Origin of the sequence: Chitinophaga sp. S165 (assembly GCF_003182155.1) — a bacterium.
In the GTDB taxonomy this organism is placed as follows: domain Bacteria; phylum Bacteroidota; class Bacteroidia; order Chitinophagales; family Chitinophagaceae; genus Chitinophaga.
Map to the genome: position 1 here is coordinate 37,322 of NZ_QGTG01000014.1, position 13,914 is coordinate 51,235.

Sequence of the window (13,914 nt, forward strand, 5' to 3'; positions counted from 1 at the left end):
CTATATTAGGACAAGCTATCGGAAGATTTAACACTGCGCTCAAAAGCGCCCCTCGTCCCCATTGAAACCTGGATCCTTCAACAATAAACAGAAATATTTTAATAACAGAGTCGGTTAGACTTTGTGTAAAGGTATTCAACGTAATTATTATGAATTCTTTATCCAGTCATCGAACCTTATCTTACCCGGATAAAAATCGCCTGAAGGAACTAATCCTGATTTTGGCATGCTATAGAACATGTATTTGTCATCCTGGTTAGATACCACAACCTTATCTTCCCCTTTCACCTTCAAGTAGTTTTCCACGAAATTGTTCATCAATCCGCAATCAGGCCCTGCTATTTCAACTATCTTGTTTTTGGGCTGTTCCAAAGCGAACATTACCACATAATCTACAACGTCCTGCAATGCTATCGGTTGATAATCGATTGTTGAAACATGGACGTTCCGGCCTTCGCCCTGAACAGCGATAATTGTGCTTACATGCTCATGAAATTGAGTCGAACGAATGACAGTATAGGGTATACCAGATTCGATTACGGCATCTTCCTGATACTTTTTTGCTTGCAGATATCCTATATGTTGTGCCCGATCTGTTCCGACAATAGAAAGTACCAGATGGTGCTTGATATGAGCAAGCTTTTCAGCTCCAATTAAATTTTTAGAGCCCGTGCGAAAAAAATCCAAGGCGATTTGATCATCCGGAGATTGAGAATTGGAAAGATCGATTACGACTTCAGTTCCCGTCAAGGCTTGTGTTAGTCCTTCCCCCGTCAGGATATTAATGCCGGACGAGGAGGCGCCAATAATTACCTCATTACCCATACTTTCCAATTTTTTACTTACACCTTTGCCTACTAGGCCAGTTCCTCCGATTACCAAGATTTTCATGATTAAATTATTTAAATAAGACTTGATGAAATAAAAACAGACTTCAACTATAAATGCGAAGCGACTATCTTGTTTATTTACAAAATAAGGCATAGAATAGATGACGATGACCATCCAATATTCAGATTTGAGACAGTCCACATTCAAATAAATAAGGACAATAATATCATCCAGGAAGTAAACGGGGACCAAATCTGGTAAGCAGAAAATTGACTGGCGCCGAAGATCTCGGAACTTTCTTCGCTCTTCCTCTGTAATGTTTCTTTGCCAATCCATCTTCACCGGGCAGATTAACAAGATACTTAGATACAAACACTTCCTATGTTAACCGGAGGTTGCATACCTCAACAGATTTTCGTTCTTACCTGAACAAACTGTTTTACCTGGCCGAACATAGCCGCATCCGGGATGGCAAATATGATAAAATAGATGACACCTATTTATCTACTTATTATATTCGGGGTATAAAATTCTAAAATGACCCGTTTTCTAAACTTAAACAGTGCCAGATTTTTATTTTTTCTGGCAGTTGTAAGCTCCCAGATGAGTATTACAGTACATGCACAGCGTAGCGCTGAACCGAAGATCATCAATATTGTTAATTTCATCCGCGATATCGAACCCCGGGACAACAACATCACCAAAGATGTGCTTTATGAAACAGTTGTCAATCAGATTAAACTGATGAAGCAATATCATCTTGGCGGGACCTTTTTATTACAATACGACGCCCTCATCGATAAGCGATACCAGGAATTATTGAAAACACTGTCGCCGGATGAATTTGAAATCGGGGCCTGGTGGGAACTGCCACAGCCGTTGATAGAAAAAGCAGGTATCAGATGGAGGGGGAAATATGCCTGGGACTGGCATTCCGATATTGGTTTTTCCGTTGGCTACACACCTGCTGAAAGGCAAAAGATCATCGATGTTTATTTCGCTGACTTTAAACAAATATTTGGGTACTATCCAAAATCAATCGCCTCGTGGGTGATTGATGCCCACTCTCTGAACTACATGTATGATAAATATAAGATCGTTGCATCGGCAAACTGTAAAGACCAGGTTGGGACCGATGGCTTTACCCTATGGGGAGGTTATTGGAATCAGGCATACTATCCAAGCCGTGTAAACGCTTACATGCCAGCCCAGCATGCCGAAAAACAGCTGCCGGTACCAGTTTTCAGGATGCTGGGGAGTGATCCTATCAGACAATATGCCGATGGAAGTACCGTGACCACACTTGAGCCGGTTTACACGCATGCCGGCGGAAATGAGGAATGGATTAACTGGTTTTTCCAATCTTTCGCCAACGACCCATCGCTCGGTTATAATTACACCCAGACGGGACAGGAAAATTCCTTCACTTGGAATGCGATGAAAAAAGGACTGGAATTACAGCTGCCGATCATCGCCCGTCTTCGGGAGCAAGGCAAGGTCCGGGTAGAAACCATATCACAGTCAGGTGAATGGTTTAAAAAGACCTATAAAGTTACCCCTGCAACTACCGTTACGGTAAGTAAAGATCTGGGTGATAGTGATAAAAAAACTGTCTGGTACAACAGCCGTTTCTATAGAACTAATCTACTTTGGGGAAATGGAGAACTGCGTATTACGGATATTCATTTATTTAACGAAACTGTACCGGATAAATATCTGAAAGATGTGACCACTATTAATCAGAGCTTCTTTTATACACTTCCGTTGGTAGATGGATTCCAATGGGGTAAGCGCGGTCAGCCTGAAGGATTTCGTTTAATGATGAACAATAATGGAGACGAAATTCCTGTTAAGGGGGGGAATCCTATCTTTACAAATGTAAACAAAACTACAGCCCGCGCTTCATGGCCAGTGGGAAATGGATCTTTCGAAATTGACATGAATGAAAAAGCAATAACTATCACGGCAAAAAAGAACCCGGCTAATGACTGGTTCCTGGACCTCTATGTAGCTAAGGGTGCTGAATCTGCGTTCAGATCAATAACCGGTAATAGTGCACTATATGAATTTGATGGTCATGCTTACCGGCTTACAACAGCACAGGGCACAATAGAGAAAACCACCAATGGCAGTTTATACCGCATAAGACCTAAAGCGCAGCGTATCGTATTAACACTGACAGATCAACAATAATTTGCCAGCATTTTGTCAGCACTGAAATATTTTGAAGTTTTAAAAACGCTATGAAAAAGTTTCTATCAATATCACTTGCCGTAATCTTACTGTGTTCATTCAGGGAGAAAGAATTAACCTGGGTGGCCATCGGCGATTCCATCACCTATCTCAACGATCATCCGGATGAAACGGGTAACAGGGTATCAAAGGGTTACCTAACCCGCGTGACTGAGATATTACCCAATCTAAGATATATTAATCAGGGGCATAATGGATGGACATCAGGTGGGATTGCCGATAACATTGAAAGTCTTGGTCTGATCAAAGCGGATGTGTATTCTGTTTTTCTCGGTACTAACGACTGGTGGCAGGGCAGACCGGTAGGAAAGATAGATGACTACCAGCATGACAATGGAAATACAACAGTCTACGGTTCATTCCGGATCATTATCAACAAGATCCGCCAACTGAATCCCGAAGCAAAGATCGTATTGATCACACCGATGCAGCGTAACGATTTCATTTATATCGAAGACGCTAAAAATAATGCTTTCGGCTCCTATAAGAGAAAAAACGGGCAGGCATTGGAAGAATTTGCCAATGCGGTTTTAACTATTGGACGCTATGAACAGATCCCTGTTGTCGACCTGTATCATCATCCACTGCTTAAACTGGAGAACATGGTAAAGTTCAAACGTCTTAAAAATCCCAAAAACGGTAAATATGTTAATTATGCTTACCCGGTATCTGTGAGCATACCATTCAATCCTGAAAATGATGAATATCCCTATCCACCGGATGCGGTAAACCTCACATACGACGGGTTACATCCATCTGATAAAGGGAATTCCATCATAGCATCTGCGCTTGCAGATGCATTCAGGCAACTTGGTTTGTCTCCGCGTTAGATGCATATATCAAGCCCACTCCTCATACCGTGCGATCGGGATTTCAGGTTCACTGCCGGGTTATCGATCTTATTGTCTATGGTACAGTTGCGTAGAAACCGTTTAGTAATAAGCATGTTCAAATAATATTTGTGGACCTAAAGTTTTTTTTGTTTTGGGCATTCAATCAATCAGGCACATAAGTAATTTAGAGCCTATAACCAGCATATATGTGGACTTGTAAAAATACCTTTGCTATCTGAGGTCTCCAAAATATTGGCTATGCAGATAACTCTGATATCCTCGTTGTGCTATCTACTCAGGGGAAAAAGACCGTGGCCCCATATACTCCGTTTGGGCTGGCCCAGTATCACCGTAATAGACAATCAAGGATTTACAAAACAGCTGCGAGGTCAGGAAACTATTAGCAAAGGCAACGGATTTAGGCCCGAACTCCGTATTAACAAGGATGCAAAAATCTCCAAGCCGTTGCAAAATTCAAGTTTTGACATTATTACATATGGGGTTGCACCGCCTGTGATAGATAACACGATAATACGTTCGGAAATTTTCATCAAGAAGTACCTTAAAATATCCAAAGATATGACGACCAATACAATTCAGGAAAATATAGACAGATTAAGAACAAGTATTATAGATCAAGCAACTGCATTTCTAAAAGATGCCGGTGAGTTTTATCCATTTGGTAGTGCCATAAAGAAAAACAGCGAGTTAAGCCCAGTTGGAGTATACTTCGGCAAAGAATACCCTGATTCCAACGAGGTAATTCGCCATCTAGCAGAAGCGCTATGGACGGGAATAGTTGACGGAAGCTATCAGATAGCCGCGATGGGAGTTGATGTATATATCCGTGACGATAATCCAGAAGGAAAGTCATCCGCAATTGAGATCAGAATTTTCAATGAGGAAGGCATTGTTGTTAGATATTATCAACCATATAAACTAACATCCTCAAATGATCCCATTTACGGACAGATGTTTGCTGAAAGTGAATAATAGCCGAATTTGGTCTGAGTTGCTCAGACAGATCTACATTTGATAAAATATTTTATAATATCACTTAAATCTTTCTCAAAAAGGTTCGAAAGTTGTCCCCGGTAGCCCGCCGAGAAAATCTAAGCGACAGCGGAAAATTTTTAGAAGCCTTCTGATGATATCAGGAGGTTTTTTGTTGGCGGCAGTCTTAGATCGAATGATTTTGACGTAACAGCTCCGGGGGTCGAATCCTTCTCCGCCGAGAAATCTAAGCGACAGCGGTTCAACCCCAAAAGAGCCCTTTAAGGGCTTGATACCTAGGTTTACGCAAATGTTAGTTACTCCTGTAAAATAAAATGCGACGCCTTCCCCTATACCCTCTCTGCTATCATCACTACTGCATTCATCTGATCCCTATATCGGTTAAACACCCTCCTCATTGCGAGTATACGCTTCCTCGCCTCTGCATGCGTCAGGATGTTAAACCCTATCTTCAACGCTCTCAGCAACCCTTCATCACTAACTATACGTCCAGGTTCCAGCAAATGCATCGAATGTTTCAAAATAGCCTTCACCTCAAATCCATTCTCTTCTAATAACTGTTGCCATTCAATAGCCGTCAGCGGACGTGCATTCACTTTAGTAACCAATGCCAGCTCCCTTTGAATATCTGCTTTCGCAGTCGGTTCAATGGCATTATCGATCAGGCCTAACTCATGAATGGCATACAGCCCTCCTTTTCGAAGGATTCTGGCCGCTTCCCGGATAATCTCAACCTTTCTATGATCGGCATGCATGGTCAGCATCGCTTCTCCATACACTTTATCTTTACTCTCAGCAGGAAGCCCAGTAGATACTGCATTGGCATGCATAAAACAGACATCTTCACCCTTGATACGCTTGCTTAAGGAATGCACTGCTGCTTCGTCCAGCTCTATGCCAATATATGATCTAGGATTTTTCTTGAGTGTTAACGCAGCAGCAAATCCCATCCCCGGGGCAAATTCAACAACATGATCTCTTTCCGTGATATTCAGGTTTTCCAGTAGTCGAAGGGTGAGTTCCTTTCCTCCGGGACGTAAGACCCTCTTGCCCATTTTGGCTAACAGCCAATGCCCGGACATCTTCTCAATCTGTGTCTTTTCCATTTGCCAATTTTATAAGGTTAATTGGATATGTATTTTGAAATAAAGGTAAGTGAATTTCCAATAAAAGACAAAAAGGTATTTTATAGGTTTGGTACATAAAAAACGATGACCGTACGGATCTTCACTTGGTATAACACTGGTAATATATATCACAGCTATTTTGACCTTTGTTCTGATAATAACTATCCATGTAGACCCTTACACCCAAAATACTATGTAAGCGGTCCTTCAAATTTATTTTATTAACGAAGTTCAGAATTACAGATAATTATCTGCAAACCGGTTTGAACTTTGTTCCCGGCAGCCCGCCGAGAAATTCTAAGCAACTGGGAAAATTTTCAGAAGCCTTCTGATGATATCAGGAGGCTTTTTGTTTATGCGGCAGTATTTGATTCAATGATGTTGAGTGTCAATCAACCAAACCAAAGCATGGATTTTACGCGGTCAGGATTAGCGGCACGCATCAGTCCAAATGCCAGACCTGCACTACCGGTGAATAGCGCCGGCATTAAATTGGAGTAATGACTTTCGGGTGAATGCCGTGAAATAATACGGGTGGCCTGATTTATATGTTCGCTCAACATTTCACCGGGATGATATTCCTTAATTTTTAACAGGGCATCTAATGCACCCGCTGTTCCACAACACAATCCGGGAGCAGCTTCTTTCAAAATATCAGTATGCCCTGCACACAGAGCATTATGTGAATAAACATCTGAAAACGGAGTGCCTATAGCTTGCGAAACCGCCAGTCTGGCCAGTAAACCGCCGCTTCGGCCATTGCACCAGGCCCAGGTAGTTTTTTGTTCGTCCTTCATCCCGTCAACTCTTGCATCAATCCATCCATTTTCTTCCACACTCCAGAAAGAATTGTCGTATTCCATTGCGCCTAGTAATGTGTTCTTTGCTTTTGTATCTCCTGACAATTCATACCAACGGGCGAGTGCCATAGCCATTCCGGATGTACCGTGACTTACATTAGGCAAAGAATTGCCATCAAGCACCTTCCAGCAATTCCCATGATGATGTACAACAGACCTCTTGATCAGCGATTGTGCTGTATCTTCTATAATTGATTCCAACAAAGGCCCGGGGCATCTCTTGTACAATGCTATCATCGAAAGAAGGAAACCAGAACGTCCATGCAACACTTCATCCAGCTCCTCTTTTTCAAATACTGCCTTATAGTGCTTCAACGCTAAATTTATTGCAAGCCGGATGATTTCCGGGTCATTGACAGCATCCCCAATTCTGACAATTGCGTAAATAACTCCACCTAAACCTCTGGCCAATCCACCGCCTCTTGCTACACTAACAGGCGTATTCCCTTTTCTAAAGGGTTCAATCACCTTTTTTGCGATACTCATCCACTCTTCATTACCTGCAAGCCGGCCTGCTTCTGCAATGACAACTGCAGTTCCCATTCCACCGTCATAAAGAGCTTCCGGGTCAGCATGTACCATTGTGCATCCATAACCAGGAGCATAAGACGTGTAGGTCCATAATGGCGCTTCATCTTTCCAGATGGTCGCCGCTACAATTGCCCGGATGATCTCAAAAGCTTTGTCTGTTTGCTGGCCAGATTCGAAAGGCCTACTATTTAACTCAAAGAGTGATTTTGTGCGATCTGCAATTTTTTCTTTAATTGTGACTACCTGCAACTCCAACTCTCTGTTATTGATGCTTTCCAAACGTCGTTTCGCCATCGCGAGAGGAGAAAACATCAAAGGAGTTTCGTAGGCCTCCTCACTTTCTGCGATCACTTCGAACCGGGGTATATCACCATTCATGATCGAATCGACTTCATGTATTTCAATGTTGCCGATATCATCTATTCTCAGCTTTCCGAGTATCTGCAAATCTTCGATTATTTTCTGCTTCCGTTTTTCATGTGACTTAAGCAGCTGGATACTGATCGACCGCGTAAATACAATGCCATATTGCACAGTAGGCCTCACCAGCAGGCGCAGCTTCAAATGGCGCAGTTGTTCCAAAAGTAAATCCTTGTATATAATATCCTGCTTTTTTTTGAGCAGAAAATGATAGGCCGCTCGAAAACCTTTTTCAATTTCAGATAAGTAATCGCCGGGCAATTGCAGAACATGATCCAGTGTTGGCAAATTAGGAAAAGAAGATGCGATAAATGTTTTTTCCAGCATCTGAAGATTATCAGATCCCCTGCCGCACACAACATAGTCTTTCATAGGTTCGCTACCGGAAGAATATAATGCGCCTGAAATATAGTCTATAGACTTCCTGCCATCTTTATCTAACTGGCTGAAAATTGCATGCGGCAACATACCGATATCCATTACAGATGCACTTGAATCAATATTCTCAAGGGAAATGCTCCTATCCAACTTCAATCTTCTTTCACCTGTTTCTGAATTCCTCAATAAGCATCTGAACAGTGGTTCTGCATCAATTACCACAGGGCTATCCTTTCGTACAATGATATTTTCATGATGTAAATCGTAAGTTCCGAAGGCATGAGCAACTGCTAAAATCGCTCCATACTTTTCGTAACAGAGTGCCACTTCCTGGCGATGATCACAAGTTCCTGGCTCAACAAACTCCATAAACCCATAACCGTCAAAATTCAGGACTTTTGGTAAGAAGTAATCGTACTCCAATCCACTGGTTATTAAATAGCTTAAAATATAGTTCCAGCCGAACTCACCATCCAGTGACCGGGGCTTATAAACTAGTTTTATAGGTCCAAAATCCAAAATGGCGGCTGTCCTTCCCTGATCATGCGAATCAGATATTCCAAAATCTACAGACTTTACTTTATCTAATGAAAGAAGGCTGGAACCGAAAAAACGATTCATTTCGTCAGCATGTAAAATCATCCTGCTGAAGAACTCATCAATCACAGCAGTCCAGTTTTTCAAAGCAAGCGTTAGCAGGCGGTTTAATTCGGGATAAGGGCCACATCCGGAAAGAAAATTCTGCTCACTTTCCCAATGAATATATTCATCCAAAATATCTCTCGACCCTCCTGTTATGCAGTCGCCGGGACGACTATCACCTGGCCTCCAGTACGGATAAACAGCTAAGAAATAACTGGAATAGCGCTGAATAAGCAGGTTATTTGTCAGCCTGGCAATTATTTTACCATACCATTCCACAAGATCATCAAATACGCTATCCTGTATGTATATCTTCTTTTCGCTGATTAGTTTTTCTAATGCGCGTACGGCCTGCAAACGCAATGGCTCAGTTAATTCGGGTATTGCGGGCTCATTGTTTATATGAGATGCGATGCTGACATCATAGACCATTTCATTTTCAATGTTCTTTTTATCAATAACGGCGCTCATTGCTTTTGTTTTAAAATGATATAAAATGATGGAAATGGCAGACCGGGTAAAAATACCAGGTCTGCTAATAAAAGCGATCCGTTATTTGTTTATCAGACAAATGAGCGACGCAAGTGATCCGAAACAGATAGGTGTCGTTACTGTACAAGTAGTACACCAGGTAGTACCGTTATCAGCCGAAGCAGATTGTAAAGATGCTGAAGACAAATCATTACCGCGGTAAGGAGGAATATTAATGTTGTATTCAGTAGCTGTATCCTGATGAACATTTATTTTCAAACCTGCTGGTATATCAATACCATAATCCTGTAATACTCCAGCTGGATCAGCGATGAATTTATTTCTAAAATATTCGTCTATACCGCATTCAATACGAATCTTGTCAAGATCTGAGATAGGAGAAGTCTTACTCCATTTGTTGGCTTTTAAATTTGAGATGGACATTTTGTTTAGTTTTGATTTTTAATAATAAATTTTAACAAGGGAAGGGAATTACACGCATCTGGCGGAGGTCTTGCCGGTGCCCGAAGCGCCATTAAATACAACTGCTGATAACTCATATCGTGGCATTTAAACGGGTTAAATCGTACAATGCAAAAGTAGAAAGGCAGGTTACAAGTGTTAAGCGCACATCTACCTGTTTCCCAAAAACAGGTAGATCTACCCGTTTTAGAAAGCAATTAAATCATACGCTTTATCAGCTTTACGTGTACGTATTTTTACCTGCTTTTACACCTTTAAATACCTGAATAATATTTCAGGTATTACCCCGCTTATCTAAGCTCTTCCCGATAGCTAATTTTACATACCGGAAATAGCCTGTTAAGTGTTAAATGAAGCGTTTTACCACTATGCCGGCTGCAATGAGACTGCAACCGGTATGCATTAAATTGGCCGCCATAATATGATTCAATCCATTATCCTGATCATTATTTTTTCACCCTTAATTAACAAATATGCCTCATGAATTAAAAGAGTCCCTACCTTTAAACCTTATCGGAACAGTTGATTATCAAGCATTCATATCCATGTGGTTATGCGCATTAAATGATAACAATGGAGAAAATGATCTCTCCAATTATTTTAAAAAGAATTGTGAACCGACCACCGCGATACTTTTTAACCTGGATGCCATTAAATACCTGGTATCATCAGAAGGAGTTGTTGCTATTAAAGCAAAATTCTGCATAGATAATCGGGATAAGGCTTCTCCTACGTTTAATATTATCCTGTTCGGGGTGGATAACAATGGCAGGGCCACTTCCGCTTATTATCTAGGTACGCCGACCACTAATAGTTATAGCACCTTGGCGGAAATCCAGGAATTCCCCCACTCTACTATCCCTTCTGCACTAGCTGCATCCTGGATAAAAAACTGGTTGCATAATAAAACCTATATTGTAAACGAAAAGTTCAGTACCGTTTACGGATATCTGGAGGGATACACTTTTGAGATGATGGACTTTTTAGATGCCGTATTTGATGAACCTCTTAAGAGCAATGCATTGTGTGTTCATTTAGCCTTGCATGAATTTTACAAACCTGGTATTGCTGATATAAATGATAAGACTTTCACATTTGGTCTGGTATTACAGGGTATAGAGAACCCGGAAAATAAGTTTACACCATTCAATTCAGACAACCTGTACTACGACATATCTGCGCCAAGCCCTCCTTATTGATAGTAACACATTTTTAAACATTTGCCTTTCCTTAAACTGGAAAGGCTTTAAACATTTTATATGTCTGTTATGCCTGACAACATCATAATCTACCTGGTGATGGTTCCTGAAACCATTGCCGTACTGGTAGGAGCCATCCGTTTCAAAAAGTTGCAAGCTCCGTTACAAAATCTCTGGATACTGGTGTTATTTGGTTTTTCAACAGACTTACTATCGCGGGTGTTAATCTATTTCAAGATACGTAACCTCTTTCTGATCTCACTCTATATACCTGTTGAATTTGGCTTACTGGCGAGTATTTACCACCATGAATTGAAAGGTAGCAGGGTTGCACAGACCATTCCATTCCTTACCGCTGGTTTTGCCGGTTATGCGTTCTTTCAGATCATCACCGGAAAGTTACAGGGATTTAGCCGGGAAGAACGGTTCGTTGAAGGCTTTCTTATTTTAATATTTGTATTACAATATCTCTATCGCGTGATGAAGAAACTCAATATTTTCAATCTGGAATATGCGCCCATGTTCTGGCTTTCTACCGGCCTATTCATTTACTTCCCCTGCGATATCATAATCTTTATATTTAGTGAGTACATCTTTTCATCTTACTCCCGAACGTTCAACTTAGAACTATGGAATATTCATGCCGTACTGACTATCATTCTTTATACTTTTTATACATTGACGCTATGGATAAGCCAAAAGAAATAGAGTTAAAATACATGGTTTTCGGATGCATTATGGTCATCCTCCTGCTGGCTATTTCCATCGTCATTTTCTTTATAGTATATCAGAAAAGATTGTTAGCCCAGCAGATAAAACTGCAATCAGTGCAGCACGAGTATCAGCGTGAGTTATTATCTTCCAGTATAGCTGCACAGGAAAAAGAACGTGTTCGCATAGGTCAGGACCTGCATGATGAAATAGGCTCTTCTCTGTCTACGATAAAGTTATTGATCAATCAATTACATTATGCTGACCCAGAAAAAAATCCGGTTATTGCCAATATAAGGGAGATATTAAGCAACACCATCCAGGATGTAAAAAATATTTCGCTAAATCTTTATCCGTCAGTATTGACTAAATTTGGACTGGCAGAAGGCTTACAATACCTTGTTACCGTTTTGGCCCAGGCTTCTCCCATTATATTTTCATTAGAAGCAGATGATGTTACCGGACTAAATTATTCAGAAGAACTTGCGTTTTACCGGATAGCGCAGGAACTGTCTAATAATTCGATCAAACATTCAGGTGCTACAAACGTCAGCATTAAGCTCTCACAGTCAACAACATTTATAGAATTATCAGTTAGTGACAATGGACAAGGATTTAACTATCCGGAGCTGAAAGGAAACGGGCAGAACGGCATTGGTCTCAAAAGTATAGAAGCACGTAAAGAAATGTTAAAGGCAGAAATGCGGATAGATTCATCTGCGGGGAATGGCACTTGTATTGTGGTTAGACTACCACTATTAAAGACATTATAAATAAATACCTATGACAGCTATCAGAATAGCCATCCTGGACGACCATAAACTCTTCAGACAGGGTATTATTACTATTTTGAAGACTTATCCTCAATTTCACATAATCATTGAAGCGGAGAGCTGTAAAGAGCTTTTAAATAAGATTGCTGTCCAGCAACCGGATATCATACTCATGGATATTGAAATGCCTGATACCGACGGCATGGAAAGCTGCAAACTGATATTACAACAATACCCACAAATGAAGATTATTGCATTGTCTATGCACTCTTCCCATCATTTCATCTTCCATATGATGAAATTGGGTGCCCGAAGCTATCTTAATAAAGATATCGATCAGGAGAGCCTGAAATATGCCATCGAAGAAGTTGCATCAAAGGGATTTCATTTTACGGAGAATATTGCGGAAGCAATGTTGAGGGGAATAAAGACGAAATCTCCACAAAAGCCTTATCTAAATGGGAATGTACTCACTCCACGAGAGAAGGAAGTGCTCGTCTTAATTTGTAAAGGATTTACTAACAGTGAAATTGCTGCGAATCTATTTATAAGTACCCGCACGGTAGAAGGCCACAGGCAACATCTTTTAGAAAAGATGGGCACTACGAATTCAGTGAGCCTTGCTGTTTTTGCTATTAAATCAGGGATTGTGAGCGCGGAAGAAATTGGATGATACTTTGATAAATAGCATCATGAAATCACAGCTATTTTCTAATCCTCAGAAACGTTTTTCAATTTATGAAAGATAAAATTGTTCTTATCATCTACGTGCAAGAACTCACGATGGTTTTCACCCAGATCTGTCCGAATAAAATCGATCAGGTACCATGAATTAGGTTTGAATGCCAAAGGATATATATCATATTGTTTTTGATATGAGTAGTCCGACCTGCTTTTCTTCGATATGCTTCCCCTGTACTTATAATTTACCACACTGATATCAAATATTCCCCAGGTTGAGTCGTTCTCCCAGTAATAATTTGCATTAGGCCGATCAAAAAAAATGAGATTCTTAATAAAACCTGGTCTATCAGAACTTTTCTTCAAAGTAAGACTTTCTTTTAAATAAAACTCGTAAGGGATATTCTCTCGGGAAAAACTCTTTACCTCTAATTCATCAATTTTAATTCCATTTATCAGGGAAAAATTTGTTTCCAGACATTTACCGGTCATAGTGATTTGATAATCATTACGCTTTGTTTTACATGCGCAGATTGATAAGCTGCAAATAATAATGTAAAATGCTATAGTTTTCATGTTTTTCTAAATGATGCCAAACATTATATTCCTAGTAGCATAGGCTACTTTATCAGAAATATATTATTTTTTTCCTATTTAGCAAAAAACGCGGATAGCGCAAATACAACTCTATATTTGACAAAGTATTA

The 13,914-nt window shown here is 40.5% G+C and carries 12 protein-coding genes; 7 read left to right on the top strand and 5 right to left on the bottom strand.

All coding sequences use genetic code 11. From position 1 onward, the window contains the following. Nucleotides 1-147 precede the first annotated feature (147 nt). Nucleotides 148-1,167, bottom strand: coding sequence for an SDR family oxidoreductase (locus tag C7475_RS30890; RefSeq protein WP_199236315.1), 1,020 nt, complete (start codon nt 1,165-1,167; stop codon nt 148-150). 267 nt (nt 1,168-1,434) lie between these two features. On the opposite strand from C7475_RS30890, the gene C7475_RS30895 reads away from it, so the two are divergent. The 3 genes from C7475_RS30895 to C7475_RS30905 all read left to right on the top strand — a co-directional run bounded on the left by C7475_RS30895 (nt 1,435) and on the right by C7475_RS30905 (nt 4,910). Beyond that, nucleotides 1,435-3,024, top strand: coding sequence for a hypothetical protein (locus C7475_RS30895; protein WP_146217717.1), 1,590 nt, complete (start codon nt 1,435-1,437; stop codon nt 3,022-3,024). A gap of 50 nt (nt 3,025-3,074) precedes the next feature. Continuing rightward, nucleotides 3,075-3,914 (top strand): SGNH/GDSL hydrolase family protein, encoded by an 840-nt coding sequence (locus C7475_RS30900; protein WP_110057303.1) that lies wholly within the window; start codon nt 3,075-3,077, stop codon nt 3,912-3,914. A 261-nt stretch (nt 3,915-4,175) separates the two neighbouring features. After that, nucleotides 4,176-4,910, top strand: a complete 735-nt coding sequence (locus tag C7475_RS30905) for a hypothetical protein (protein ID WP_110057304.1) — start codon at nt 4,176-4,178, stop codon at nt 4,908-4,910. Between the two features lie 350 nt (nt 4,911-5,260). Here the strand turns inward: C7475_RS30905 and C7475_RS30910 are convergent, their stop codons facing one another. The 3 genes from C7475_RS30910 to C7475_RS30920 all read right to left on the bottom strand — a co-directional run bounded on the left by C7475_RS30910 (nt 5,261) and on the right by C7475_RS30920 (nt 9,804). Then, entirely contained in the window at nt 5,261-6,037 is a 777-nt protein-coding gene (locus C7475_RS30910) for a class I SAM-dependent methyltransferase (RefSeq protein ID WP_110057305.1), read from the bottom strand. A 413-nt stretch (nt 6,038-6,450) separates the two neighbouring features. Further along, nucleotides 6,451-9,360, bottom strand: coding sequence for a type 2 lanthipeptide synthetase LanM family protein (locus C7475_RS30915; protein WP_110057306.1), 2,910 nt, complete (start codon nt 9,358-9,360; stop codon nt 6,451-6,453). A gap of 81 nt (nt 9,361-9,441) precedes the next feature. Next, on the bottom strand, nt 9,442-9,804 hold the full coding sequence (locus C7475_RS30920) for a hypothetical protein (RefSeq protein WP_110057307.1): 363 nt from the start codon (nt 9,802-9,804) through the stop codon (nt 9,442-9,444). Nucleotides 9,805-10,316: 512 nt separating this feature from the next. On the opposite strand from C7475_RS30920, the gene C7475_RS30925 reads away from it, so the two are divergent. The 4 genes from C7475_RS30925 (at nt 10,317) to C7475_RS30940 (ending at nt 13,199) form a co-directional block, all read left to right on the top strand. Beyond that, the gene (locus C7475_RS30925; RefSeq protein WP_110057308.1) at nt 10,317-11,042 is read left to right on the top strand and encodes a hypothetical protein; all 726 of its coding nucleotides are present in this window, start codon (nt 10,317-10,319) and stop codon (nt 11,040-11,042) included. A 69-nt stretch (nt 11,043-11,111) separates the two neighbouring features. Continuing rightward, entirely contained in the window at nt 11,112-11,750 is a 639-nt protein-coding gene (locus C7475_RS30930) for a hypothetical protein (protein ID WP_233260027.1), read from the top strand. Next, nucleotides 11,729-12,526, top strand: coding sequence for a sensor histidine kinase (locus C7475_RS30935; protein ID WP_158286661.1), 798 nt, complete (start codon nt 11,729-11,731; stop codon nt 12,524-12,526). Before C7475_RS30930 ends, C7475_RS30935 begins: the two co-directional genes overlap by 22 nt. 10 nt (nt 12,527-12,536) lie before the next feature. Beyond that, on the top strand, nt 12,537-13,199 hold the full coding sequence (locus C7475_RS30940) for a response regulator transcription factor (protein WP_110057311.1): 663 nt from the start codon (nt 12,537-12,539) through the stop codon (nt 13,197-13,199). Nucleotides 13,200-13,237: 38 nt separating this feature from the next. Here C7475_RS30940 and C7475_RS30945 read toward each other — a convergent pair whose 3' ends face one another. Next, nucleotides 13,238-13,783, bottom strand: a complete 546-nt coding sequence (locus C7475_RS30945; RefSeq protein WP_146217718.1) for a hypothetical protein — start codon at nt 13,781-13,783, stop codon at nt 13,238-13,240. Nucleotides 13,784-13,914: the final 131 nt, after the last annotated feature.

Bases quoted from the DNA above. Each gene is read 5' to 3' on its own strand.
- C7475_RS30890 (WP_199236315.1), bottom strand. From the start codon at position 1,167: ATGGATTGGCAAAGAAACATTACAGAGGAAGAGCGAAGAAAGTTCCGA.
- C7475_RS30895 (WP_146217717.1), top strand. From the start codon at position 1,435: ATGAGTATTACAGTACATGCACAGCGTAGCGCTGAACCGAAGATCATC.
- C7475_RS30900 (WP_110057303.1), top strand. From the start codon at position 3,075: ATGAAAAAGTTTCTATCAATATCACTTGCCGTAATCTTACTGTGTTCA.
- C7475_RS30905 (WP_110057304.1), top strand. From the start codon at position 4,176: ATGCAGATAACTCTGATATCCTCGTTGTGCTATCTACTCAGGGGAAAA.
- C7475_RS30910 (WP_110057305.1), bottom strand. From the start codon at position 6,037: ATGGAAAAGACACAGATTGAGAAGATGTCCGGGCATTGGCTGTTAGCC.
- C7475_RS30915 (WP_110057306.1), bottom strand. From the start codon at position 9,360: ATGAGCGCCGTTATTGATAAAAAGAACATTGAAAATGAAATGGTCTAT.
- C7475_RS30920 (WP_110057307.1), bottom strand. From the start codon at position 9,804: ATGTCCATCTCAAATTTAAAAGCCAACAAATGGAGTAAGACTTCTCCT.
- C7475_RS30925 (WP_110057308.1), top strand. From the start codon at position 10,317: ATGCCTCATGAATTAAAAGAGTCCCTACCTTTAAACCTTATCGGAACA.
- C7475_RS30930 (WP_233260027.1), top strand. From the start codon at position 11,112: ATGCCTGACAACATCATAATCTACCTGGTGATGGTTCCTGAAACCATT.
- C7475_RS30935 (WP_158286661.1), top strand. From the start codon at position 11,729: ATGGATAAGCCAAAAGAAATAGAGTTAAAATACATGGTTTTCGGATGC.
- C7475_RS30940 (WP_110057311.1), top strand. From the start codon at position 12,537: ATGACAGCTATCAGAATAGCCATCCTGGACGACCATAAACTCTTCAGA.
- C7475_RS30945 (WP_146217718.1), bottom strand. From the start codon at position 13,783: ATGAAAACTATAGCATTTTACATTATTATTTGCAGCTTATCAATCTGC.